This window comes from Roseateles noduli (assembly GCF_050626985.1).
GTDB lineage: Bacteria > Pseudomonadota > Gammaproteobacteria > Burkholderiales > Burkholderiaceae_C > Roseateles > Roseateles noduli_A.
This window is the reverse complement of record NZ_CP192463.1, coordinates 251,238-275,294: the sequence shown is the minus strand read 5'-3', so window position 1 is coordinate 275,294 and position 24,057 is coordinate 251,238. Positions and strand designations below refer to the sequence as shown.

22 protein-coding genes are annotated in these 24,057 nt (G+C 68.3%); 8 read left to right on the top strand and 14 right to left on the bottom strand.

The annotated features are described in order from the left end of the window. Positions 1-5: 5 nt before the first annotated feature. The 3 genes from ccoN to ACQ4L4_RS01265 form a co-directional block, all read right to left on the bottom strand. On the bottom strand, positions 6-1,478 hold the full coding sequence (gene ccoN, locus ACQ4L4_RS01275) for a cytochrome-c oxidase, cbb3-type subunit I (RefSeq protein ID WP_431102418.1): 1,473 nt from the start codon (positions 1,476-1,478) through the stop codon (positions 6-8). Positions 1,479-1,554: 76 nt separating this feature from the next. Continuing rightward, on the bottom strand, positions 1,555-1,701 hold the full coding sequence (gene ccoS, locus ACQ4L4_RS01270) for a cbb3-type cytochrome oxidase assembly protein CcoS (RefSeq protein ID WP_297530705.1): 147 nt from the start codon (positions 1,699-1,701) through the stop codon (positions 1,555-1,557). 14 nt (positions 1,702-1,715) lie between these two features. After that, on the bottom strand, positions 1,716-4,067 hold the full coding sequence (locus ACQ4L4_RS01265) for a heavy metal translocating P-type ATPase (protein ID WP_431102417.1): 2,352 nt from the start codon (positions 4,065-4,067) through the stop codon (positions 1,716-1,718). A gap of 35 nt (positions 4,068-4,102) precedes the next feature. Here ACQ4L4_RS01265 and ACQ4L4_RS01260 point away from each other — a divergent pair, with 35 nt between their 5' ends. Then, positions 4,103-4,591, top strand: coding sequence for a DUF192 domain-containing protein (locus tag ACQ4L4_RS01260; RefSeq protein ID WP_431102416.1), 489 nt, complete (start codon positions 4,103-4,105; stop codon positions 4,589-4,591). A 131-nt stretch (positions 4,592-4,722) separates the two neighbouring features. Here the strand turns inward: ACQ4L4_RS01260 and ACQ4L4_RS01255 are convergent, their stop codons facing one another. Continuing rightward, complete coding sequence (locus ACQ4L4_RS01255) at positions 4,723-5,307, bottom strand: superoxide dismutase (RefSeq protein WP_377156454.1); 585 nt, start codon at positions 5,305-5,307, stop codon at positions 4,723-4,725. 203 nt (positions 5,308-5,510) lie between these two features. After that, complete coding sequence (xseA, locus tag ACQ4L4_RS01250) at positions 5,511-6,872, bottom strand: exodeoxyribonuclease VII large subunit (protein WP_431102415.1); 1,362 nt, start codon at positions 6,870-6,872, stop codon at positions 5,511-5,513. A 328-nt stretch (positions 6,873-7,200) separates the two neighbouring features. Between xseA and ACQ4L4_RS01245 the strand changes: the two genes are divergently transcribed. The 7 genes from ACQ4L4_RS01245 (at position 7,201) to ACQ4L4_RS01215 (ending at position 12,075) form a co-directional block, all read left to right on the top strand. Continuing rightward, complete coding sequence (locus ACQ4L4_RS01245; protein ID WP_431102414.1) at positions 7,201-7,905, top strand: MotA/TolQ/ExbB proton channel family protein; 705 nt, start codon at positions 7,201-7,203, stop codon at positions 7,903-7,905. Continuing rightward, complete coding sequence (locus ACQ4L4_RS01240; RefSeq protein WP_297530697.1) at positions 7,902-8,315, top strand: ExbD/TolR family protein; 414 nt, start codon at positions 7,902-7,904, stop codon at positions 8,313-8,315. Before ACQ4L4_RS01245 ends, ACQ4L4_RS01240 begins: the two co-directional genes overlap by 4 nt. Before the next feature lie 37 nt (positions 8,316-8,352). Then, positions 8,353-9,408 carry a tetraacyldisaccharide 4'-kinase gene (gene lpxK / locus ACQ4L4_RS01235; RefSeq protein ID WP_431102413.1) on the top strand — a complete coding sequence of 352 codons (1,056 nt, stop codon included), beginning with the start codon at positions 8,353-8,355 and terminating at the stop codon, positions 9,406-9,408. Further along, positions 9,389-9,592 carry a Trm112 family protein gene (locus ACQ4L4_RS01230; protein ID WP_431102412.1) on the top strand — a complete coding sequence of 68 codons (204 nt, stop codon included), beginning with the start codon at positions 9,389-9,391 and terminating at the stop codon, positions 9,590-9,592. The genes lpxK and ACQ4L4_RS01230 overlap by 20 nt, the downstream gene beginning before the upstream one ends. Continuing rightward, the gene (gene kdsB / locus ACQ4L4_RS01225; RefSeq protein WP_431102411.1) at positions 9,589-10,347 is read left to right on the top strand and encodes a 3-deoxy-manno-octulosonate cytidylyltransferase; all 759 of its coding nucleotides are present in this window, start codon (positions 9,589-9,591) and stop codon (positions 10,345-10,347) included. The genes ACQ4L4_RS01230 and kdsB overlap by 4 nt, the downstream gene beginning before the upstream one ends. Positions 10,348-10,494: 147 nt before the next feature. Then, positions 10,495-11,148, top strand: coding sequence for an adenylate kinase (adk, locus tag ACQ4L4_RS01220; protein ID WP_431102410.1), 654 nt, complete (start codon positions 10,495-10,497; stop codon positions 11,146-11,148). A gap of 168 nt (positions 11,149-11,316) precedes the next feature. Then, positions 11,317-12,075, top strand: a complete 759-nt coding sequence (locus ACQ4L4_RS01215; protein WP_431102409.1) for a 3-hydroxyacyl-CoA dehydrogenase — start codon at positions 11,317-11,319, stop codon at positions 12,073-12,075. A 127-nt stretch (positions 12,076-12,202) separates the two neighbouring features. Here ACQ4L4_RS01215 and ACQ4L4_RS01210 read toward each other — a convergent pair whose 3' ends face one another. The 9 genes from ACQ4L4_RS01210 to ACQ4L4_RS01170 all read right to left on the bottom strand — a co-directional run bounded on the left by ACQ4L4_RS01210 (position 12,203) and on the right by ACQ4L4_RS01170 (position 24,043). Next, positions 12,203-13,453 carry a hypothetical protein gene (locus tag ACQ4L4_RS01210; protein ID WP_431102408.1) on the bottom strand — a complete coding sequence of 417 codons (1,251 nt, stop codon included), beginning with the start codon at positions 13,451-13,453 and terminating at the stop codon, positions 12,203-12,205. Positions 13,454-13,537: 84 nt separating this feature from the next. After that, positions 13,538-13,969: an ExbD/TolR family protein gene (locus tag ACQ4L4_RS01205; RefSeq protein WP_431102407.1), complete on the bottom strand. Its 432-nt coding sequence runs from the start codon at positions 13,967-13,969 to the stop codon at positions 13,538-13,540. A gap of 12 nt (positions 13,970-13,981) precedes the next feature. Then, entirely contained in the window at positions 13,982-14,410 is a 429-nt protein-coding gene (locus ACQ4L4_RS01200) for an ExbD/TolR family protein (RefSeq protein ID WP_067269350.1), read from the bottom strand. 28 nt (positions 14,411-14,438) lie between these two features. After that, on the bottom strand, positions 14,439-15,290 hold the full coding sequence (locus ACQ4L4_RS01195; protein ID WP_067269348.1) for a MotA/TolQ/ExbB proton channel family protein: 852 nt from the start codon (positions 15,288-15,290) through the stop codon (positions 14,439-14,441). A gap of 101 nt (positions 15,291-15,391) precedes the next feature. Further along, a complete protein-coding gene (locus ACQ4L4_RS01190; RefSeq protein ID WP_431102406.1) occupies positions 15,392-16,030 on the bottom strand; it encodes an energy transducer TonB in 639 nt (212 codons plus the stop codon). Positions 16,031-16,616: 586 nt separating this feature from the next. Further along, the gene (locus ACQ4L4_RS01185; RefSeq protein WP_431102405.1) at positions 16,617-17,330 is read right to left on the bottom strand and encodes a 2OG-Fe(II) oxygenase; all 714 of its coding nucleotides are present in this window, start codon (positions 17,328-17,330) and stop codon (positions 16,617-16,619) included. Positions 17,331-17,406: 76 nt separating this feature from the next. Then, positions 17,407-20,085: a TonB-dependent receptor gene (locus ACQ4L4_RS01180; RefSeq protein WP_431102404.1), complete on the bottom strand. Its 2,679-nt coding sequence runs from the start codon at positions 20,083-20,085 to the stop codon at positions 17,407-17,409. A gap of 516 nt (positions 20,086-20,601) precedes the next feature. Continuing rightward, on the bottom strand, positions 20,602-22,548 hold the full coding sequence (locus ACQ4L4_RS01175; RefSeq protein WP_431102403.1) for an ABC transporter ATP-binding protein: 1,947 nt from the start codon (positions 22,546-22,548) through the stop codon (positions 20,602-20,604). A 13-nt stretch (positions 22,549-22,561) separates the two neighbouring features. Next, the gene (locus ACQ4L4_RS01170) at positions 22,562-24,043 is read right to left on the bottom strand and encodes an ABC transporter permease (protein ID WP_431102402.1); all 1,482 of its coding nucleotides are present in this window, start codon (positions 24,041-24,043) and stop codon (positions 22,562-22,564) included. Positions 24,044-24,057: the final 14 nt, after the last annotated feature.

Here is a 24,057-nt window from a genome sequence, read left to right as displayed (position 1 = left end):
TGCGATCAGGCGGCGGCCGCGAGCGCGGCGCCGGGGATGGGGTGGCGGGCCGGCCGGCCGGCGCGGACCGTCATCACGACGTTCCAGGCCATCAGGCACATGCCGCCCAGGTACAGCAGGCCGCCGAGCAGGCGCACCACGTAGAACGGATAGGTGGCCTTGACGCCTTCGGCGAAGGTCCAGGTGAGCGTGCCGTCCGGGTTCACCGCGCGCCACATCAGGCCCTGCATCACGCCGGCGATCCACATCGCGGCGATGTAGAGCACGATGCCCAGCGTGGCGATCCAGAAGTGCAGCTCGATGGCGCGCTTCGAGTACATGTCGATGCGCCCGTACATGCGCGGGATCAGGTGATACAGCGCGCCCATGGAGATGAAGCCCACCCAGCCCAGCGCGCCGCTGTGCACGTGGCCGACGGTCCAGTCGGTGTAGTGCGAGAGCGCGTTGACGGTCTTGATCGACATCATCGGTCCCTCGAAGGTCGACATGCCGTAGAACGACAGCGCGACGATCAGGAACTTCAGGATGGGGTCGTCGCGCAGCTTGTGCCACGCGCCGCTCAGCGTCATGACGCCGTTGATCATCCCGCCCCAGCTCGGCGCCAGCAGCACCAGCGAGAACAGCATGCCCACGCTCTGCGCCCAGTCGGGCAGCGCGGTGTAGTGCAGGTGGTGGGGCCCCGCCCACATGTAGGTGAAGATCAGCGCCCAGAAGTGGACGATGGAGAGCCGGTAGCTGTAGACGGGCCGGTTGGCCTGCTTGGGGATGTAGTAGTACATCAGCCCGAGGAAGCCCGCCGTCAGGAAGAAGCCGACCGCGTTGTGGCCGTACCACCACTGCACCATCGCGTCCTGCACGCCGGCATAGGCGGAGTAGCTCTTCGTGAGCGAGACCGGGATCTCCGCGCTGTTGACGATGTGCAGCAGCGCGACCGCGATGATGAAGGCGCCGAAGAACCAGTTGGCGACGTAGATGTGGCGCACGCGCCGCACGCCGATCGTGCCGAAGAAGACGATCGCGTAGGACACCCAGACGACGGCAATCAGCAGGTCGATCGGCCATTCGAGCTCGGCGTATTCCTTGCCGGTCGTCAGGCCCATCGGCAGCGTGATCGCGGCGAGCACGATCACCAGCTGCCAACCCCAGAAGGTGAACCACGCCAGGGCCGGCGCGAAGAGCCGCACATGGCAGGTGCGCTGGACGACGTGGAAGGCCGTGGCCATCAGCACGCAGCCGCCGAAGGCGAAGATCACCGCGTTCGTGTGCAAGGGCCTCAGCCGGCCGTAGCTGAGCCAGGGGATGCCGAAGTTCAGTTCCGGCCAGGCGAGCTGCGCGGCGATGATCACGCCGACCAGCATCCCCACCACGCCCCACAACACCGCGGCCAGCGAGAACGCGCGGACCACGCCGTCCTCATAACTGGGCGCATCACCGGCCGTGATGGCGCGTCCTCCCTCCCACCCTGATCTGCTTGCCATGCTGGCTCCTCGAGGCGCTTGTTGCGCGGATGGCGACAATTGTTCGGCGCCATGTCGAAGAGCGTGTTGATGTGCGTCAAGCTAACGCGTCGTCCTCGAGGATTCGTTGACCTTCCCGGTCCAGCGACTCCAGTTGACCGTCCTGCACGGCCCAGCCGAACACGGCCAGCACCAGCAGCACGAGCACCACCGACAACGGGATCAGCAGATAGAGGATGTCCATCGCGGCAGCGTCCTTCAGGTATCGGTCGATCGCGGGACGATCACCGCGGCCCCCGTCGCATCGCGGCCCAGTCGGGCCGCATTGGCGACGACGAGCAGCGAGCTCGTGGCCATGCCCAGACCGGCGGCCCACGGCGGCAGCCAGCCGATCAGCGCCATCGGCACGCACACGGCGTTGTAGAGCGCCGACCAGGCCAGGTTCTGGCGCACGACCCGGCGCGTGCGCCGCGCCAGCGTCAACGCGACGGTGATCGCGTCGAGGCGATCGGCGGTCAGCACCGCGTCGGCGCGCGCTTTCGCGAGGTCGGCGCCCTGCCCCATCGCGATCGACACCTGCGCCCGCGCGAGCACGGGCGCATCGTTGATCCCGTCGCCGATCATCAGCACGCGATGGCCGCGCGACTGCAACGCGGTCACGTGCTGGAGCTTGTCCTCCGGCCTGGCGCCGCCGCGCCAACGCGCGATCCCGGCCTGCTTCGCGACGGCTTCGACGCGCGCGGGCGTATCCCCCGACAGCAGTTCGACCGTCGCGCCCATGGCCTGCCATCCGGCGATCGACGCCGTCGCGCCAGCGCGCAGGTGTTCATCGACGTGCCAGGCGGCGCGGACGACACCGTCGCGGGCCAGGACGATCTGGGCGTCGAACGGGTCCGGTGTCGGGCCTGGCGTCGGGCTTGATATCGGGCCCGCTTCGACCGCCCAATGCGGCGATCCCAGCCGCCATCGATGTCCGCAGGCATCGCGGCCTTCGACGCCCCGGCTGCTGAACTCTTCGATCGCCCACCCGTCATCGATCGGGGATGGCTCCGCGAGCGACGCCGCCAGCACGCGAGACAGCGGATGACGGGAGGCTGCGGCCAGCACCGCGGCGGCCGTCATGGCCTCCGCCCCCTCCCCCTCCCCCGCATCGGCATCGGCATCGGCATCGGCATCGGCATCGGCATCGGCATTCTGAGCATCGGACCGCACGCGACGCAGACACGGCGCGGGGTCCGTCAGCGTGCCGGTCTTGTCCATCACGATCCGGTCGACGTCAGCGAGCGACTCGATGGCGTCGAGCCGCGACAGCAGCAGCCCGCGCCGTGCCAGCGCGCCTGCGGCCGCGACCCAGGCCGCGGGCGCCGCCAGCGACAGGGCGCAGGGGCAGGTCACGATCAGCACCGACACCGCCACCGCGACCGTCCGCGACGGATCGACGAACTGCCAGACGAGCGCGGCCATGCCGGCGAGCACCAGGACCGCCGCGAGGAACCAGCCCGCGACGCGGTCCGCCGTGCGCAGCATCGCCGGCCGGTCCTGGAACGCCTGTGCCATCAACTGGCGGATGCCTGCGAGACGAGTCTGCTCGCCGACATGGCGCACGCGCAGCGTGAGCACGCCGGCGAGATTCAGACTGCCTGCGAGCACGACATCGCCCGGCGCTTTCGCCACCGGGCGCGCCTCGCCGGTCAGCAGCGACTCGTCGGCCGCGCCGTTGCCGGCCTCGACGACCGCATCGGCCGGCACGCGCTGCCCCGCGGCGACGCGCACCCGGTCGCCGACCACAAGCGCCTCGATCGCCACGCGTTCCGCCGTGCCGTCCGGCTCCAGCCGTTCGACCTCCTCCGGCAGCGCTTCCGTGGCCTGTTCGATCGCCGCCGCCGCGCGATGGCGCGCGCGCAGTTCCAGATACCGCGCGCCGAGCAGGAAGGTCACGAACATCGTGATCGAGTCGAAGAAGACCTCGTGCCCGAACGGGCCGCCGGGATCGAGCGTCGCGCCGCTGCCGGCCACGAAGGCGACGGCCAGGCCCAACGCCACCGGCACGTCCATCCCGAGGCGCCGTCCGCGCAGCTGACTCAGCGCGGCGCGGAAGAACGGTCCCGCGGCCAGCAGCATCACCGGCAGGGTCAGCACCCACTGGCCCCAGCGCAGCAGCGCGGCCTGGTCGGGCTCAAGCTCCCCCGGGGCGGCGACGTAGGACGGCCACGCCAGCATCATCACCTGCATCATCAGGAAGCCGGCGACGAACAGGCGCCAGAGCGCCTGGCGATGCTCGCGCCGCCGCAGGTCGCGCGCCGGCCCGGCGACGTCGGGCACGAAGTCGTAGCCGGCGGGCGCGAGCGACTGCCGCAACTGCTCGATCGTCACGAGCGCCGGTCGCCAGTCCAGCACCAGCGTCTGGGTCGACGGCTGGACCTCGGCCGATCGCACGCCCTGCTGCGCGAGCAGGAGGGACTCGACCAGACCCGCGCAGGTCGCGCAATGCAGGCCCGACAAGCGGAACCGGGCGCGCGTCAGCGCTGCGTCGGGGCCGGGGCGATTGGCGCGTCCGGCATCGGCGCCCAGGGCGCCGGCGGACACCGAGGCGGCTGGGGCGGGCAACATGGCCGCGATAATCCGCCAAACCTTGAGGTGACAACATGCTCAATATCAAACAAGCGGCATCGTCCGTCGTTCTTTCGACCCTCCTGTCGACCGTGTTGTCGATGGCCGCCCTGACGGCGGCCGGTCCGGCGGCGGCCCAGCAGATCCCCCAGACCGGACTGCCGGTGGTCGAGCTCGGCGCCGGCATGCACCTGATCCATGCCGAGGTCGCCCGCACCGACGAGCAGCGCGCCATCGGCCTGATGGCCCGCAAGGAGATGGCTCAGAACGCCGGGATGATCTTCATCTTCGAGCAGCCGTCGCAGCAGTGCTTCTGGATGCGCAACACACTGATCCCGTTGTCGGCCGCCTTCGTCGCCGACGACGGCACCATCGTCAACGTCGTCGAGATGCAGCCGCTGTCCGACACCTCGCACTGCTCGACCAAGCCGGTGCGCTACGTGCTCGAAATGAACAAGGGCTGGTTCGACAAGCGCGGCCTCAAGGCCGGCACGAAGCTGCGCGGCGGTCCCTGGCCCAAGTGATCGCGCCGCCGGCGTCGAACGGCGACTCCTGCGCGTCGGATCCCCTGCGATCCGGACGCTGAAATGACAACGGCCCGGGAGCGATCCCGGGCCGTTCCTTCATCGGCTCCCGCGGAGCGGGCGCCGGTGGGTCAGTTGCCGAAGTTGGCCTGGGCGAAGTCCCAGTTCAGCAGGCTCTTCAGGAAGGTCTCGACGAACTTCGGACGCGCGTTGCGGTAGTCGATGTAGTAGGCGTGTTCCCACACGTCGATGGTCAGCAGCGGCGTGTCGCCGGTCGTCAGCGGGGTGCCGGCGGCGCCCATGTTGACGATGTCGACCGAGCCGTCGGCCTTCTTCACCAGCCAGGTCCAGCCGGAACCGAAGTTGCCGACGGCGCTCTTCTGGAAGGCTTCCTTGAAGGCGTCGACGCTGCCCCACTTGGCGTTGATCGCGTCGGCCAGCTTGCCGGTCGGCGCGCCGCCGCCGTTGGGCTTCAGGCAGGACCAGAAGAAGGTGTGGTTCCAGATCTGCGCGGCGTTGTTGTAGATGCCGCCGCTGGAGGTCTTGACGATCTCTTCCAGCGTCTTGTTCTCGAACTCCGTGCCCTTCTGCAGGTTGTTCAGGTTGTCCACGTAGGCCTTGTGGTGCTTGCCATGGTGGTACTCCAGCGTCTCGGCGCTGATGTGCGGTTCCAGTGCCTTCTTGTCGTACGGCAGCTCGGGCAGGACGTGTTCCATGAGGGACTCCTAATCGGTGGGTTGATGGGACGGATGTCGCGGGCGATTGTAGGCAGCGAAACCATCTCCCTAGGGTCAGCGCGCATACGTCGCCGCTGCTGACGCGGGCCCGATTTGGGATGCACCGCCAGGCGCAAACCGGAGCCATAGCAGCGCTATGGCGAGGATTTGCAACGACGCGGTGCGCCCAAAGCGGGGTCGCGTCAGCGGCGGCGAACGACGCGCCCGACTGTCAGATCGGCTTCGCCGTCGGACAGGACGGCGCGCAAGTCCTGACCCTCGCGGAGCTGGTCGACCGAGCTGAGCGCCCGACCCTGCCCGTCGTCCAGCCAGGCGTAGCCGCGGGCCAGCACCTGGCGCGGATCGAGCGCCTGCAGGCGCGCCTCGAGCGCGTCCAGCCGGTGCGCGCCGCGTTGCGCCTGCTGCGGCAGCGCGCGGTCGAGCCGCTCCGCGAGATGTCTCAGCCGCTGCGTCTGCAGCGCCGCCGCGCGCGGTGCGATCTGGTTCAGCCGCTGTTCCAGGTGACGCAGACGTTGCGATTCCAGGGAGACCGTCTTCGGCGCCACCTGACCCAGCCGCTGCGACAGCAGGTCCAGCCGGCGCCGCTGTCTCGCCAGTGCGTCACCTGGCCGGGCCAGCCGCAAGGCCAGCCGGTCGAGCCGCTGCGCGGACGCGTCCAGGCGCTGTTCGACCCGGCGCGTCAACTGGCGTTCCAGCGCGTCCAGCGTCTCCAGGCACTGCTGACGCGAGACCGTCGCCAGTTCCGCCGCCGCCGTCGGCGTCGGGGCGCGCAGGTCGGCCGCCAGATCCGCCAGGGTGATGTCGGTCTCATGACCGACGCCGCAGATCACCGGCAGCGGCGACTCGGCCACCGCCTGCACGACGCGCTCGTCGTTGAAGGCCCACAGGTCCTCCAGCGAGCCGCCGCCGCGCACCAGCAGCAGCACCTCGGCGTCGGCGCGCTCGTTGGCCGTGGCCAGCGCCCGCACGATCGCCGGCGGCGCCTCGGCGCCCTGGACCAGCGTCGGATAGAGGAAGACACGCGCGTGCGGTGCTCTGCGGCGCAGCGCGGTCAGCACGTCCTGCAGCGCGGCGGCACCGGTGGAAGTGATCACGCCGATCCGCCGCGCGTACCTCGGCGGCTGGCGTTTGCGATCCGCGTCGAAGTAGCCCAGCGACTCCAGCTTCGCCTTCAGGCGCAGGAACTGCTCGTAAAGCGCGCCCTCGCCGGAGCGGCGCATCGCCTCGACGATGAACTGCAGTTCGCCGCGCGGCCCGTACAGGTCGAGCCGGCCGCGCAGCTCGACCGTCATCCCGTCCCGCGGCGCGAAGTCCACCATCGACGCCGCGCGCCGGAACATCGCGCAGCGCAGCATCGCCGGCTGGCCTTCCGCGTCCTTCAGGCTGAAATAACAGTGGCCGCTGGCCGCGCGCGTGAAGCCCGACAGCTCGCCCTGCACCGTGATGACGGGGAATCTGGCCTGCAATGCGTCGGAGAGGGCCGTCAACAGGGCCGCGACCCCCCAGACCATCCGTGGTGATGCGGGTTTCGGGGCGTCAATCATGCGCAAACCCAATGCCGGCGCGGGTCCGGAACTCCACAGCCGCGTCAATGCTGGCTCCGCGGGCCATATTGGCCGTCATGCCCGCGTCACAGATCGATAAGCGCTTGTTTTTCAAAAGCTTTTTCCTGCCTTTTTTTGGAGCAGCCTAATCCTTGCCGTTTGGCGACGGGGCCTGGCGCGGTTCCGAGACCAGTTGCCCACAAAGTTATCCACAGGAACGGTGGATGTTTGTAAGGGCTTGTGATGAGGACCCGGAGTGGTCGGCGTCGGCGTTGCGGGGCGCCATAATGCGCCGCCGGGCCGGAGATGCCCGTACGGAGGGAAAGCCTTGTTTTCGATCATACAAGCCGCCGGCTGGCCGATCTGGCCCTTGCTGCTGTGTTCCGTCGTGGCCCTGGCGCTGATCATCGAGCGCGTCGTCAGCCTGCGTGCCGCGCGCGTCGCGCCGCCCAGCCTGATCGAGGAAGTGCTGGGCGTGACCCAGCTGCAGATTCCGAGCGGTGAAGTCGTCGGCAAGCTGGCCGAGAACTCGCTGCTGGGCCAGGTCCTGGCCGCCGGGCTGCGCACCTCGCAGGCCGATCCGCGCGCCGGCGAGACCCGCCTGCGCCAGTCCTTCGAACTGGCCGGCCGCCATGCGATCCACCAGATGGAGCGCTACCTCAACACGCTGGGCACCATCGCCGCGGCCGCGCCGCTGCTCGGCCTGCTGGGCACCGTGGTCGGCATGATCGAGATCTTCGGCAGCCAGGGCCCCGGCCCCGGCGGCAACAACCCGGCGCTGCTGGCGCACGGCATCTCGATCGCGCTCTACAACACCGCCTTCGGCCTGATCGTCGCGATCCCGTCGCTGATGTTCTACCGCTACTTCCGCGGTCGCATCGAGTCCTACGTCGTCGACATGGAGCAGGCCAGCGAGCGCCTGCTCACCCACCTGGTCAACCGCGCGATGCCCGGCGTCCACGCCGTGAACGCCGGACCGGCCACGGTCCCGCCGCCGGTCGCCGCGCCCGCCTCGGGGAAGGCCAAGGCATGAAGTTCCGCCGTCGCCAGGGCGAGGAACCGGAGATCAACCTGATCCCGTTCATCGACGTGCTGCTCGTCGTGCTGATCTTCCTGATGCTGTCGACGACGTACTCGAAGTTCACCGAGCTTCAGCTGACGCTGCCGACCGCCGACGCCCAGCAGCTCAAGGAGCGGCCGGCGGAGATCATCGTGGCGATCTCGGCGGACGGCCGCTATTCGATCGACCGCAACGCCGTCGAGGGCCGCAGCGTGGACCTGCTGACCGCCGCGCTGCTGCAATCGGCGCAGGGCAAGCAGGAGCCGGTGGTGATCATCTCCGCCGACGCGGCCACGCCGCACCAGGCGGTGGTCAACGCGATGGACGCGGCCCGCCGCGCCAACCTCACGCGACTGACCTTCGCGGCCAACAAGCCTCAATGATTGCCGCAATGGGCGCGGCCATGGACCGGGACCGGACATGACCCGGCCGGCCCTCGAGGACCGGCTGCAGCGCGCCTGGCGCGATGACGACCGCCTCGCCCACCTGCTGCGGCCCTTGGCCGCGCTGCACGGCGCGGTGCTGCGCCTGCGCGTGGCGCTGTACCGCTTCGGCCTGAAGAAGGCCGAGACGCTGCCCGTGCCGGTGATCGTCGTCGGCAACTGGGTGGTCGGCGGCGCCGGCAAGACACCCACGACGCTCGCGCTGCTGGACACGCTCCGGCGCATGGACATCCGCGCCGGGGTCATCTCGCGCGGCTACGGACGAGCGGACGACGCGCAGGTCCGCGTGATCGCCGACGGCGACCGCGCCGAAGACGTCGGCGATGAACCCCTCCTGATCAAGCTGCGCGCCGGCGTGCCGGTCGCGGTCGGCCGCGACCGCATCGCGGCGGCGCGCGCGCTGCTCGACGCCTGCCCCTGGATCCAGGTGCTGGTGTCCGACGACGGCCTGCAGCATTGGCGGCTGCCGCGGCAGCTCAGCGTGCTCGTGTTCGACGAACGCGGCCTCGGCAATGGTCGCCTGCTGCCGGCCGGGCCGCTGCGCCAGGCGCGGGCCCTGCCGCCGCCGCCGGGGTCCTCGCCGGACACGCTGGTGCTCTACAGCACCGGTCGGCCGAGCACCGCCCTGCCCGGCTACGTCGGCACCCGCCAACTGGCCGGCGCCGTCGCGCTGGCCGACTGGTGGCGCGGCGAACCGGGACGCCTGGAGCGGCTGCACGCGCTGCGCGGCAAGCCGCTGCTGGCCGCGGCCGGACTGGCGAGGCCGCAACGCTTCTTCGACATGCTCGGTGAGCAGGGCCTGAACTTCCGCGCGCTGGCGCTGCCCGACCACGCCTCGCTGGACCCGTTGCCCTGGGCCCGCACCGACGAGGTCGTCATCACCGAGAAGGACGCCGTCAAGTTGCGTCCGGAGGCGCTGCAGGGCTGCCGCATCTGGGTGGTGGCGCTAGACTTCCGCCCCGAACCCGCTTTTGAAGAGGCGTTGCAGCGCGAGCTGCAACGGCTGCTCCCCCATGGACCATCGACTGATTGAGATGCTGGTGTGCCCCGTCTGCAAGGGCCCGCTGGACGACCGCCGCAATGCCCCGGGCACCGGCCTGCCGGACCGCGAACTGCTGTGCCCGGCCGACCGCCTGGCCTTCCCGATCCGCGACGGCATTCCGGTCATGCTGGCCAACGAGGCCCGTTCCACGGACGCCGAAGGCGACACCGCGTGAGCACCGGCTTCCACATCGTCATTCCGGCCCGGCTGGCGTCGACACGCCTGCCCAACAAGCCGCTGGCCGACATCGCCGGCGCGCCGATGATCGTGCAGGTGGCGCGACGCGCGGCGCTGGCCGGCGCGGCGCAGGTCGTCGTCGCGACGGATGCCGTCGAGGTGAAGGCCGCCTGCGAGGCCCACGGCGTCCGCGCGCTGATGACGCGCGCCGACCACGCCAGCGGCAGCGATCGCCTGGCGGAGGCCGTCGAGCTTCTCGGCCTGCCGGATGACGCGCTGGTCGTGAACGTCCAGGGCGACGAGCCGCTGATCGCGCCGGAGATGATCCGTGCCTGCGCCGACCTGCTCGCCGCGAAGCCGCAATGCGCGATGGCGACGGTCGCGCACGCGATCGACGACGACGCCGAGTTCGCGAACCCGAACGTCGTCAAGCTGGTCACCGATGCCCAGGGCCTGGCGCTGTACTTCTCGCGCGCGCCGATCCCGTGGTGGCGCGACGCGCCCGGCGGCGGCGCCCGCGTGAAGCCCGAGGCCGTGCTGCGACACGTCGGGCTGTATGCCTATCGCGCCGGTTTCCTGCGCCGCTTCCCGACGCTGGCGGTGTCGCCGCTGGAGCAGATCGAGGCGCTGGAGCAGCTGCGCGTGCTGTGGCACGGCGAGCGCATCGCGGTGCATGTCAGCGCCGAGCGGCCGGGGCCGGGCGTGGACACGCCCGAAGACCTCGAACGCGTCAGAAGGCTGATGACAAGCTGAATCGCGGCCCGGCCCGACAGGGTTACACCGCAGTTCATTCGCCTGCCGCGTCAGCGGGCCGTAGGCCAGCGCGTGCTATTCTCGCCCGCAGTTTTCGAGGGCGCGTCGACCCGTGCGGCGCGCCCTCTCCCTATATCGAGGAGACCCATGCGACTGATTCTTCTGGGCGCCCCCGGCGCCGGCAAAGGCACTCAGGCCTCTTTCATCTGCCACAAGTTCGGCATCCCGCAGATCTCCACCGGGGACATGCTGCGTGCCGCCGTCAAGGCCGGCTCCGAACTCGGCGTCGCGGCCAAGAAGGTCATGGATGCCGGCGGCCTGGTCAGCGACGACATCATCATCGGCCTGGTCAAGGAACGCATCGCCCAGCCGGATTGCGCCAAGGGTTTCCTGTTCGACGGTTTCCCGCGCACGATCCCGCAGGCCGACGCGATGAAGGCCGCCGGCGTGAAGCTGGACTTCGTGCTCGAGATCGACGTCCCTGACAGCGCCATCATCGAGCGCATGAGCGGACGGCGCGTGCACGTCGGCTCGGGCCGCACGTACCACACCAAGTTCAATCCGCCCAAGGTCGAGGGCAAGGACGACGTCACCGGCGAGGACCTGATCCTGCGCGACGACGACAAGGAAGAGACCGTCAAGAAGCGCCTGGAGGTCTACCAGTCGCAGACGCGTCCGCTGGTCGACTACTACTCGTCCTGGGCCGCCAGCGGCGACGCGCAGGCGCCTCAGTACCGCCGCATCGAAGGCATCGGCACGGTCGACGAGATCACCGGCCGCGCCCTCGCCGCGCTGAGCTGAGAACGGGCGGATCCGCGACGCGCGTCGTCGCGGCCAGGATCGATGGCGGCCCGCGTGGCCGCCATTTTTTCGCCGACAATTGACGTTTACGTCAACGGCAACCAATGCGTCGCCCGGCCATCGCGGGCCCGGCGACCGACACACGGACAACGTGGAAGGAGACATCCCATGGACATCGCGAACAAGGTCTTCATCGTCACCGGCGGCGCGTCGGGCCTGGGCGAGGGCACGGCCCGCATGCTGGCGCGCGAAGGCGCGACGGTGGTCATCGCCGACCTGCAGGTCGAGCGCGGCGAGGCGCTCGCCAAGGAGCTGAACGGCGCCTTCGTGAAGTGCGACGTCAGCCAGGAGGCCGATGCCCAGGCCGCCGTCGCCAAGGCGGTCTCGCTGGGCAAGCTGATGGGCCTGGTGAATTGCGCCGGCATCGCGCCGGCCGCGAAGACCGTCGGCAAGGACGGCGCGCATGCGCTGGCCACCTTCTCGAAGGTGATCACGGTCAACCTCGTCGGCAGCTTCAACATGATCCGCCTGGCGGCCGAGGCGATGAGCAGGAACGAGCCGGAAGCCACCGGCGAGCGCGGCGTGCTGATCTCCACGGCCTCGGTGGCGGCCTACGACGGTCAGATGGGCCAGGCGGCCTATGCGGCCTCCAAGGGCGGTGTCGTCGGCATGACGCTGCCGATCGCGCGCGACCTGGCGCGCAACGGCATCCGCAACATGACGATCGCTCCCGGCATCTTCGGCACGCCGATGCTGTTCGGCATGCCGCAGGAGGTGCAGGACGCGCTGGCCGCCAGCGTGCCCTTCCCGTCGCGCCTCGGCCGTCCGGAGGACTACGCCAAGCTGGTCCACCAGATCGTGACCAACGACATGCTCAACGGCGAAGTGATCCGACTGGACGGCGCGATCCGCATGGCGCCGAAGTAAGCCGACGCACGTGCCGCGAGATCGCGGCCGTCGCCGCAAATGACAAGGCCTCCCGGCGCGAGCCGGGAGGCCTTGTCGTTGATCGCGACGATCGCGACCCGGCGGACCGGATCGCGACGCGGCGGGATCAGCGCTTCGCGCTGCGCGAGTACACGGTCCACAGGCCGGCCAGGTCGGCCGAACCGTCGGTGCCCTTGACGGTGCGCCACGTGGCTTGCGCCTTGGCCTTGTCGCCGCCCAGGAACTGCGCCAGGCCCAGGTAGAGCTTGGCGTCGTCCGGACGCTTCAGGTTGCCCTTGGCGATGCCCTCTTCCATCAGCTTGATGCCGACGGCGGACTGGCCGCGCTGCACCTGGGCGAAGCCGACCTTCACCAGCTCGTCGCCTTCACGGGCGCCGCGGGCGGCCTTCTCGGCATCGGCAGCGCCGGCCTTGGCTTCGGCGATGCGCTTGTCCAGCAGATCGGCCAGACGCTTCGGACGGGCGTTGTCGTCGGTCGGCTTCAGGACACCGGCGGCGAAGCCCTTGTCCAGCACCTTCTTGCCTTCTTCCGGATAACCGGCGGCACCGGCGAGCTGCGCCAGCTCCATGTAGTCGCTGGCACCCTGCATGTTGTCGGTGACCAGCTTCAGACGCAGCACGTCGACCTGGTAGCGACCCGCGGCAAAGCCCTTCTTGGCCTGCAACGTGCCCAGCGACTGTGCCCACAGCTGCTTGGTCGGGTAGTAGTTCAGCAGCTTCTGGATCAGCACCGACTCCGTGGCGCCGTCACCCTTCTTGTTGGCCGCCCACAGCGCCGTGTTCAGCTTGTCCTGGGACGGCACGCGACCCGCCTTCTCGTCGGCGGAGATGTCGGCCAGCGTGTCCTTGAGGATCGTGGTCACATCGCCCGAACGCAGCTGCGCCGCGGCCTGGACCTGCTTCATTGCCGGGCTGTTGCCGCCGGCGGCGTTGTACTTGTTGACCCACTCCAGCGCCTTGGCGCCGTTGCCCGCGCGCAGGTAGGTGCCGGCGATGGCTTCCATCGTCGGCAGCTTGTTGGCGGCCGGCAGCTTGCCGGCGGCGCTCAGCGCGTCATAGGCCTTGACCATGCCGTCGGCATCGCCCAGGCGCGAGGCGGCGGACAGGCGCAGGCCTTCCAGCGTCGCGTTCTCGTCCGCGTTGCGGCCGGGCACGGCCTCGGCTTCGCGGATCTTGGCCATCGCTTCCTGCGCCTTGCCCGCCTTCAGCAGATCGGACGCGGCCTTCAGGGCGCCGCCGACTTGCGGACGCACCTGTGCGGCGGCTTGGGACAGGACGCTCAGGCTGCCTTCGGGCGTGGAGCCCAGCACCAGCGCAGCGGCGCCGACAGCGGCGGTTGCCAGCAGTTTGAGTTTCATTCGCTTGCTCTCCAAAGAAGAAAAACGCGCCGCCCTTTCGGGCAGGCGCGTTCTGGTCAGACACCGATCAGGCGGTCATCCGGCTCAGTTCAGGAACTGTTCGTTCCCGACCATCGCCATTTTCTTGACGCCCAGGCGCTGTGCCGACGCCATCACATTGGCCACGTAACCGTACTCGGCCAGCTTGTTCGGCTTGATGTGCACTTCCGGCTGGTCCGGCATCGCGGCGATCTCGGACATCCTGGCCTCCAGCGCCGCGTGGTTCGGCACGGCAGCGCCGTCCCAGAACACCGTGCCGTCGAAGTCGATCGCCACTTCGTGGACGACCGGCTCGTTGGGCGGCGGATTGTTGTTCGGCGGCGGCATGTCCAGGTTGACCGAGTGCAGCTGGATCGGGATGGTGATGATCAGCATCACCAGCAGCACCAGCATCACGTCGATCAGCGGCGTCGTGTTGACGTCCAGCATGGTTTCCGGCTCGTCACTGCCGCTGGAGCTTCCAACGTTCATACCCATGTTTCAGCTCCTTCAGCCACCGCGAGCCGGCGGCTCGGTGACGAACTTGATGGACATGATGCCAGCACGCTGGCACGCCACCATGACCTTGCCCACGTTCTCATAGCGGGACTTGTCGTCGCCGCGGATGTGAACTTCCGGCTGAGGATTCAGAACCGCCACCTTCTTCAGGCGCGCCACCAGCGTTTCCACGTCGGGAACCGGCTGCACGCCCCAGTAGATGTCGCCATCCTTGGTCACCGCGATTTCGATGTTCTCCGGCTTCGTGACGCGGACGACGTTCGTCTCCTTCGGCAGGGTCACCCCCACCGACTGCGTCACCACCGGCACGGTGATCAGGAAGATGATCAGGAGCACCAGCATCACGTCCACGAGGGGCGTGGTGTTGATGGTCGAGACCACTTCGTCGTCGCCACCGGACGAACCTACGTTCATCCCCATATTGCGTCTCCGGAAACTGCGGTGCGGATTAGCGGCCTGCGACCTTGCGGCTGCCCATCAGGACGCCGTGCAGGTCAGCAGCGAAGGCACGGACCTGGCCCATCACCGTCTTGTTGCGGTTGACCAGCCAGTTGTAGCCCAGCACGGCCGGAACGGCGACGGCCAGACCGATGGCGGTCATGATCAGCGCGGCGCCCACGGGGCCGGCCACCTTGTCGATCGAAGCCTGACCGGCGACGCCGATCTGCGTCAGCGCCTGCAGGATGCCCCACACCGTGCCGAACAGGCCGATGAAGGGGCTGGTCGAGCCGACGGTCGCCAGGAAGCCCAGGCCGCCTTGCAGGCGGGTGTTGACTTCGCTCACGGCGCGGTCGATGTTCATCGTGACCCACGTGTTGTGGTCGATGTTCTCGGTCAGGGCGCCTTCATGGTGCTCCGAGGCTTCCACGCCGGTCTGGGCGATGAAGCGGAACGCACCGGATTCGCTCAGGCTCTTCAGGCCTTCCTGCAGGGAAGCCTTCTTGAAGAACGACGCGCGGACGTCCTTGGCTTCACGCGAGATCTTGGAGGTGTCCCACAGCTTCGTGAACAGGATGTACCACGAGCCCATGGACATGATGGCCAGGATGGCCAGCACGGCCTGGTCGACCACGTTGCCGTGGGCGACGATGTTGCCCAGGCTGTAGGGGTTGTCGACCGGCTTGGCGGCGGCCGGCTCGGAGACGGCGGCAGGAGCGATGTCGGCAGGAGCGGGGGCGGTGTCAGCGGCGGAGGCGGCGGCCGAGGCAGCCTGGTCCTGCGCTTGGGCGGCCAGCGGGGAGACGGCCAGGGTCGCGGCGCAGGCGACGGCCGCAAACAAGGCAGACAGACGAGAGATCATGGAGGGTGCTCCTACGAGAAAAGTCTTGAACTCAGGTTGAGAGGTCGGGGCGCGTCAGGCGCCCCGTGTTCGATCGATCGCGGGTGGGACAGTCCCGCGGATCATTCCATGTTGAACACGAATTCCTGTTCGAGGATCGCGTCCGTGCACTGGTATTCCGTCAGCGCGGCCTGGATGGCGTTCTTGAGCGCGCGTTCGGCCTTGCGGTCGTTGGCGCCGCGCAAGGCGGTGAAGGTCACGTCAGCCACCTTGCCGCCCTTGACGGTGAAGGTCGCCTTGTAGCTCGCGGTGCCGCTCCAGTTGAGGGCCGGCATTTCGGGCTTGGCCATCTTGGTGCAGTTGCCGATCGCCGAGCGCGGGCGATCCGACGGCGGAGCCGGCGGCGCGGGAGCCGCTTGCGGCGGAGCCGGACGGAACTCCTGCGCCGGGGGCGGCGTCGTCGACTGCACGGCCACCGTCTGCGTCGGCGGCGGCGGAGCCGTCACGACCACTTCGGGCGGGGGCACGAACGGGGGCGGCGGCGCCTTGATGTCCGGCGGGGGCGGCACGACCTTGTCGGGCGGCGGCGGCGGCTTGACCTTTTCCTCGACCACCTTGACGTCGATCGGGCCCTTGACGGCCTCCTTGATCTTGGTCGCCAGACCGCTCGCCAACGCCCAGATGATCAGGGCGTGGATGACGATGACGATGCCGATGCCAGTCACGCGCGATGACCCAGCTTTATCCTGCGCAAAGTTCATGCGCGCTCCTTCATCAAACTGCGAATTTCTTTCATCGAAGCTACAAGGGGAGTTCGACTCAACACAGCGTCTGGTCGGATCAGGCGTTCGCGCCGCAACCTGGGGTCAGCAGCGCCTGTCTTGCCGGCTGTGCGAGCGGCGGAAACGAACGGTGCCACATCGCCGAAGCGCCACGGACCGCCGCCCCGCCGAAGGCAGGAGGGACACACGAAGACTCGAAAACCCAGGGCACGATACGAACCCGACTCAACAAAAATGCCCGTCAGCTTGTGGCCGCGGGCGTCTCGAGGATCAGTCAAAATGCTGTAGCAAAACTACAGAATTCGACTACCTTTCACGACCTTGATCATAAACGACATGCACAAGCCGCAAGCCATGGGGTTTGCCCGAGCATGCGCGCATCGCCCATCGCACGGATCACCTGCGGTTACAGCGGGTGCGCCGTTCAACGGTCGAGTGCATCGACCCTGGTATTCTACTGGTATGCACCTTCGACCCTACCCCGGGAGTCCTAGGGCTAACCCGCAAAGCCGTTACCAGACGAACCGCTCTTCGTACGAGGCAATCCTCGTGCCAGCTGGCGTCCTCACGCGGCTTTCGGTGCGGCAATCAGCCAGCCGGTGATCGCCTGGCGTTCGGCCATCGCAAATGGCGGCACATAAGAGACGAAATGTCGCTGTGGCACGGTGAACAGCGACAGTGAGTTGAAGTGCGGGAAGTAGGTATCCAGTACCGATCCATCCTCGCCCGTGAAGTGGAGCAGCCCGCCCCAATCCGGACGCCAGCGCCGGGTGAGGTTGATCACGTAGGCGATCCGGCGGTCCTCGCGGTCCACATGATCGTCGTGAGTCGTCAGAAAGTTACCGCGCGAGTACATCGTCGCTTGCGCGTAGACGCCGTTGATTTGAGGGTCACCGCTCAGTTCCCGCATGCGCGACAGGAAATCGTCCCCCGCCATCCAGCGCATGAAGCGGGCCAGCAGATCTTCGCGGCCGGCACGGAGCGCATCGACCAGCGAGTCCGAGAAGAACGAGAACTGGAAGCTCTCCCGCGCGACCGAATGGATGCCTTCGGTCAGTTGCATCCGCTGTTGCGGCGTCAGGCTGCGCAACTGTTCGCCCGTGAGGCGCCGGTCGCCGTTCAGGTCGCGGTAGACGAGTTCCCAGTCGATCGCCTGCAGCGCCCGGTCGAGCGCGTCGGCCACCTCCGGCGCGAAGAAATCGCGGATCTGCACCCGCCCCTTGGCGCGCAGCGTGCCGCCGAGGGCGGCGTAGTCGAGCGTGGGATTCAGATAGTCCATGGAAGCCTTCTCTTGCCCGCCCTAACGAAAGCAGGCCCCGAAGGGCCTGCGGAGTCAGGTCAGGATACCTGCAGGATCAGAAGCGGTAGGTGCCGCGCAGATAGAAGGTGCGGCCCTTCACGTCGGCGTACGTCGGGTCGAAGCCGACCTGGAAGTAGTCTTCCTGGACGGTCGCCGGCGGCTTCTTGTCGAACAGGTTGCGCAGGCCGACCGTGAAGACCATGTTCTTCACGCCCTTGTACGTGCCCTGCAGGTCCGCCAGGCCGTAGGCCTTGACCTTGCGGATTTCGTCGTAGTCCTCGTAGCCGTTCTGGCGGTAGTAACGGGTGCTGACGCCCCAGTTGCCCATGTCCCAGTCCAGCGTGAAGGTCTGCTTGAAGCGGACGACCGGCCCACCCACGGCGTACTTGCCAAGGTTGTCGATGGTGTCGCCGGAGATGATGTTGGTCTCCTCGCTCTTGGTCAGGATCGTGCCTTCCCAGCCCGGCGTGAAGTTGCCGAACTCGGTGCGCAGCCGGGTGCGGGCATTCAGGTCGAAGCCGCTGACCTTCGCCTGACCGACGTTCTCGAGCGAGGCGTTGACGTAGTCCAGGTAGCCCGTGACCGGGTCGCGGATCAGACGGTTGGAGAACACCGAGGAGCTGGTCGTCGGGCCGGTCTGGTTCTTGAACCAGTCCTTCAGGATGTCGTCGCCGGTCAGCGCGCGGATGCCGTTGGTGATCTTGATGTTGAAGTAGTCGATGCCGAAGCTCGTGTCCTTGATCATCTCGAAGACCAGGCCGGCGGTGAAGGTCTTGGACTTCTCCGGCTTCAGGCCCGGGTTGCTATTGTTCACCGCCGTCAGCTGCGTGGAGCAGTGATCGGTGTTCGGGAACGCCGTGCAACCACGGATCGAGTCATAGAACGGGTCGGTGTAGTTGCTCCCCGTGTTCGTGCCTGCGGACGGCGCGTACAGGTTGTCCAGCGCCGGAGCGCGGAAGCCCTTGCCGGCCGACGCGCGGAACAGCAGGCCCGCCATCGGGGTGAAGCGGACGGAGAACTTCGGGCTCGTGGCCGACAGGTTCGGCGAGCTGAAGGAGCCATCGCGCGAATTGCCCTTCGTGCCGCTGTACTTGTCGTAGCGGACTGCGGCGTTCAGCTCCAGCGACTTGAGCACCGGGAAGTTGGCTTCCGCGAACACGCCGCTGACGTCGCGCTGACCCGTGACCGCGCCGGCATTGCCGGAACCGCCCACGATGTCGCCCGAGCCGGCGATGTCCGAATAGCCGTCGGTGTACTTTTCCTTGCGGAATTCGCCGCCGAAGGCCACACCCATGTTGCCGCCGCCGACATTGAACAGTTCGCGCGACAACGTGAAGTCACCGCCGGTGTTGCTCGTCTTGGACTTGCGGTTGTTGCCCGACAGCTCGGCGCCCTTCAGCGCAGCCAGGCCGGCGGCGTCGTTCGGGCCGAACGGGTTGATCAGGCCGGTCGCCAGCGCCTGCACCAGCTTGGCATCGGAGAAGATGCCGCTGACGAAGTCGTCGCGGGCCTTGCCTTCGGCATAGACAAAGGCGGCCTTGTAGTCGAAGCCGGCGAAGGTGCCTTCGGCGCCGGCGACACCGCGCAGCACTTCGTTGGTCACCTTGTCACGGCGCTGGCCGCCATCCACCATCCGCCAGGAGATCTGCAGCGGGCCGCGATAGCCGGGCTGCACGGCATCCACGGCCGCGGTCGGGTACCACTTGCCGCCGCCGGGGTACAGGTAAGCCGGCTTGCCGGTCGTCGTCGACGGGGTCTGCGAGGAGCCCAGCACGATCTCGTTGCGGCTGTAGACAGCCTCGGCGAACAGTGTGTGATCCTGCGACGGGGCGAAGGTGGCCTTCACCAGGGCGCCGTAGCGATCCTGCTCGGGCACCAGGTCGATGTAGTGCGTGTAGTCGTAGCGGCAGTTGGATGCGCCCTTGAAGCTGTCGGGCGGTGCGCACACCGGGTAGTTCGCAGCCAGCGGCACGTAGGTGCCCGTGGACGGGATCACGGCATTGGCCGGGAAGGTGTTGCCGGAGTCCTTGACGATGCCGAGGTCCGGACGGTTGCCGGTGGACGCGTAACCGCGGTCCATGGCGCGGATCGGGTCGTACTTCTGGTAGTTGAACGTGCCCATCACGTTGAACTTGTCCTTGTTCAGGTCGCCGACGCCCATGCCGCCGGACAGCGAGAACACGTCGCCGACCTTGTGCGGCGACTCCAGGCCGATCGACAGTTCACCACCGCGCCAGTCCTTGCGGGTGATGAAGTTGATCACGCCGCCGATGGCGTCCGAGCCGTAGGTTGCCGAGGCGCCGTCACGCAGCACTTCGACGCGTTCGACGGCCGCCAGCGGGACGGAGTTCAGGTCGACGCCCTGCCCCGAGAACGGGTAGGTCGGCAGACGACGGCCGTTCAGCAGCACCAGGGTGCGGGCGCGACCCAGGCCGCGCAGCGAGGCGCCGGTCTGGCCGGTCGCCGAGGAGTCGCCGATCGACTGCCCCAGCGCGATGCCGCCGCCGTTGTTGTAGCTCAGGCGATCGACCAGTTCCTGCACGTTGGACGCGCCGCTCTTGTCGATGGTGTCGCGGGTGATGACGCTCACCGGCAGCGCGGTCTCGGCATCAATCCGCTTGATCGAGGTACCGGTGATTTCCACGCGGTCGAGCTGTTGCTGGGCAATCGCCGGCAGCGCAATGGCGCCCAGCGCGAGAAGCGCAGCGGCGTTGATGCTCTTTCGTTTGAACATGAGGACTCCTTATCCAGAAACACTTGTGACTTGTTCCCGGGAACACGGGCGGCCGGGGTTCGACCAGCGCCCTCCGAGCGGTGTTCCCGGGTCAGGGCCGAGCCAGTTTCTTGTCGGCGGTGAAAAGGAATCCCCCGTAATCTCCCTATGCAAGTCGTGACTAGCCTGTTTCTGGCAGGAAAACGCGGGTAAACACCAAAGTGCGCATTGCGACACACGTTGCGGCGGCGCGACGCGCGCTCAGCGCCCGAAACGAGGTCTTGACCGATGCAAATGGCCGCAAATTGCACCATCTGTGCGCACTACTTCGAACGATCAAACCACCAATCGCCCTGACGCCCGGATGGCGTGCAAATGAGGGCCAGCGCATCAAGGCCACCGCACGCCGTACGCGAAAACGCAGGTTCACGGCGCCGCCCCGGCACCAGAACAGTGCGAACGTTCAGCGACTGGTCGACGCCATGAAAAAGGGCCGCAAGAGCGGCCCCAGGTGAGGAGGATCGGTCGGATCAGGGATCAGGCGATCGTCCCGCGTTCGACGCGGGGAACGGCGGCGAGCAGCGTGCGGGTGTAGTCCTCCCGCGGGGCGCCGAGCACCGCGTCACAGGCGCCCGACTCGACAATGCGGCCCGCCTGCATCACCGCCACCTCGTCGGCGATGTATTCGACGACGCCGATGTTGTGGGTGATGAACAGGTAGGACAGGCCGCGGCTGCGCTGGAGTTCGCGCAGCAGGTTCAGGATTTGCGCCTGGACCGACACATCCAGCGCCGAGGTCGGCTCGTCGCAGACGATCAGGCGCGGCTCGACGGCCAGCGCGCGGGCGATGGCGATGCGTTGGCGCTGACCGCCGGAGAACTCGTGCGGGAAACGGGCCAGCGCGTCGCGGCGCAGGCCCACCTGGTCGAGCAGATCGTGCAGCAGGCCCAGGCGTGCTGGCGCGTCCAGTTCGGGCCGCAGCGCCAGGAGGCCCTCCTCGAGCACCTCCTGCACCCGCAGACGCGGATTCAGCGATGCGAACGGATCCTGGAAGATGATCTGCACCTGACGCCGGGCCTCCCGCAGGGCCACGCCGTCGAGATGGAAGAGATCCGTCGGCGCCCCGCCCTGCCCCGCCGGACCGGCGGTCGCGGCGGCGGGCGGATGCAGCAAGGCCTGACCCTCGATGACCGCGACGCGGCGCAGCAACTGGACGATGGCCTTGCCGGACGTGGTCTTGCCGCAGCCCGATTCCCCGACCAGCGCCAGCGTGCGACCCGCCTCGATCGAGAACGAGACGCCGCCCACCGCGTCGAACCAGCGCTTCGCGCCGCCGAAGAACCCGCGCGACATCGGATACCGGACGTGCAGGTCCTTGACCTCGAGCAGCATCGCCGGCGACTGCTCGGAGCCGGCGGCGCCGGTGCCCCTCGGAGCGAATGCCGAGCGTGAGGAGGCGATTGAGCGCAGAGGGGCACCGGCGCCGCCGGCGCTCTCGGACACTGCCACCGGCTCCCTGGGATCCGTGTAGAGCAGGCACCGGACCTCATGCGCCGCGGCCCCGCCCGCGACCGACGCCAGCGCCGGCGGTGTCGATCCGCAATGGACCATCGCCCGGTCGCAGCGCGGCGCGAAGCGGCAGCCTTCGAAGATCTGCCAGAGCGGCGGCACGGTGCCCGGAATCGCGGCCAGCGGCTCTCCGCGGCGCTGCGCGTCCGGCAGTGCCTGCAGCAACAGCCGCGCATACGGATGCTTCGGCGCGGCGAAGAACTCGGCCGCCGGCGCCACCTCGACGATCTGCCCCGCGTACATCAGGGCCACCTGATGCGCCATGCCGGACACCACGCCCAGGTCGTGCGTGATCAGCAACAGGCCCAGGCCCCGCTCGCGCTGCAGGTCCTTGAGCAGGTCCAGGATCTGCGCCTGGATGGTGACGTCGAGCGCGGTGGTCGGCTCGTCGGCGATCAGGAAGTCGGGCTCCGCCGCCAGCGTCATCGCGATCATGATCCGCTGCTTCTGACCGCCGGAGAGCCGGAACGGATACTCGTCGATGCGGCGCTCGGGCTCGGGGATGCCGACGCGGCGCAGCCAGTCGATGGCCTTCTTCCGGGCCGCCTCGCCGCGCAGCGGCGTGTGCGCCTCGATCGCCTCGACGATCTGTGCGCCGACCTTCATCACCGGATTCAGGCTGGTGCCGGGCTCCTGGAAGATCATGCCGATGCGCCCGCCGCGCACGTCGCGCATGCGCGCCTCGCTCAGGTCGAACAGGTCCTGGCCGTCGAGTTCCAGCCGGCCGCCGGCGATGCGGCCGTTGTCGGGCAGCAGCCGCATCAGGGCGAGCGCCGTCATGCTCTTGCCGCAGCCGGATTCCCCCACCAGGGCGAAGGTCCGGCCCTGCGCCAGCGTCAGCCGCATGCCGTCGATGGCGCGCACCAGGCCGGCGTCGGCGTCGAGGTGGACGTGGAGGTCGTCGATCTTCAACATGTCGCGGCGTCCCTCACGAAGCCTTGGCGGCCTTGCCGGCCGGACCGACGGGCTCGCCGGTCTTGTTCTTCTTCAGCGACAGCACCTGCGGCCGCAGCTTGCGCGCGCGTGGATCGAAGGCATCGCGCACGCCGTCGGCGAACAGGTTGGCCGCCAGCACCAGGCTCACCATGAAGCCGAAGGCCGCCACGAAGCTCCACCACACGACCGGGTCGCGGCTCATTTCCGAGCGCGCCAGGTTGATCATTCCGCCGAAGCTGTTCATGCCCGGATCGACACCGACGCCGACATAGGTCAACACCGCCTCGTAGAGGATCAGGTCGGAGAAATTCAGCACCAGCGAGATCAGCACCAGGTGCATCACGTTGGGGACGATGTGACGGACCATGATCGTCGTGTCTCGCACGCCGAAGGCCGTGGCGGCCTGGACGAAGTCGGCCTCGCGCAGCTTGAGCGTCTCGCCGCGCACCAGCCGGCACAGCGTGGCCCAGCCGGTGACGCCCAGGATCACGCACAGCAGGAAGATCTTGAGGTCCGCGCGCTCGGCGCCGGTCTCGAAGGCTTCGGGATGCTTGTCCAGGAAGACCTGCACCATCAGCACGCAGGCGGCGATCAGCAGCACGTTGGGGACCGAGGTCAGCACCGTGTAGAAGTACTGGATGACCTCGTCGACCCAGCCCTTCAGGTAGCCGGCCAGGATGCCCAGCACCAGCGCGAAGGGCAGCGTCGCCAGCGTCGACAGCGCGCCGATGACGAAGGCGGTGCGGATGCTCTTGAGCGCCTGGTACAGCACGTCGTTGCCGGTCTGGTCGGTGCCGAACACGTGGTAGTGGCCCATCAGCGCGATCACCGGGCCGGCCAGCAGCGCGATCACCGACAGGGTCGCGAGCGCCGCACGCCACGGATAGTGCGTGCGATCGCCCAACAGGTCCTTCAATCCCTGACGGAAGCCGCCGTGATGGGGCGCGAGCACCGCCGCCATCAGCAGCGCCATCAGCACCGACGCGACGGCGCCCAGCGCCAGCCCCGTCAGCGCGCGTCGCGACAGGTCGCCGTGCCAGTCGCGCTGCGGATCCTGCAGATGCGCGCCGCCGAAGGCCAGACGGGGGAACTCACGCACCATCTCGCTGCCGTGCGCCACGCTGTCTAGCGTGAAGCCCTGGTACGCGAGCGGCGCCGAGTAGCTGGTCTCGCGCATCTCGATCTGGCGCGCCAGCAGCAGGTCCAGCACGGACTCGGTGCGGGTCTCGTAGAACTGCTGGCCGGCGGGGCTGTCGGCCAGCGCGCGGCGGAAGTGCAGGCTGTCCAGCGCGGTGACGCCGAGGAACAGCACCAGCACCACGCCCGCGCTCAGCGCCGCCGGATCACGCAGCACGCGCTGCCAGTTGGCGCGCAGGTGCGGGCGGCGGACCAGCCGCACGATGTAGAGGACCAGCGCCGCGAACATCGCCCACAGCGCCACGTCGGTCCAGAGGAAAACGACCTTGAATCCCATGTCGACTCTCGTGT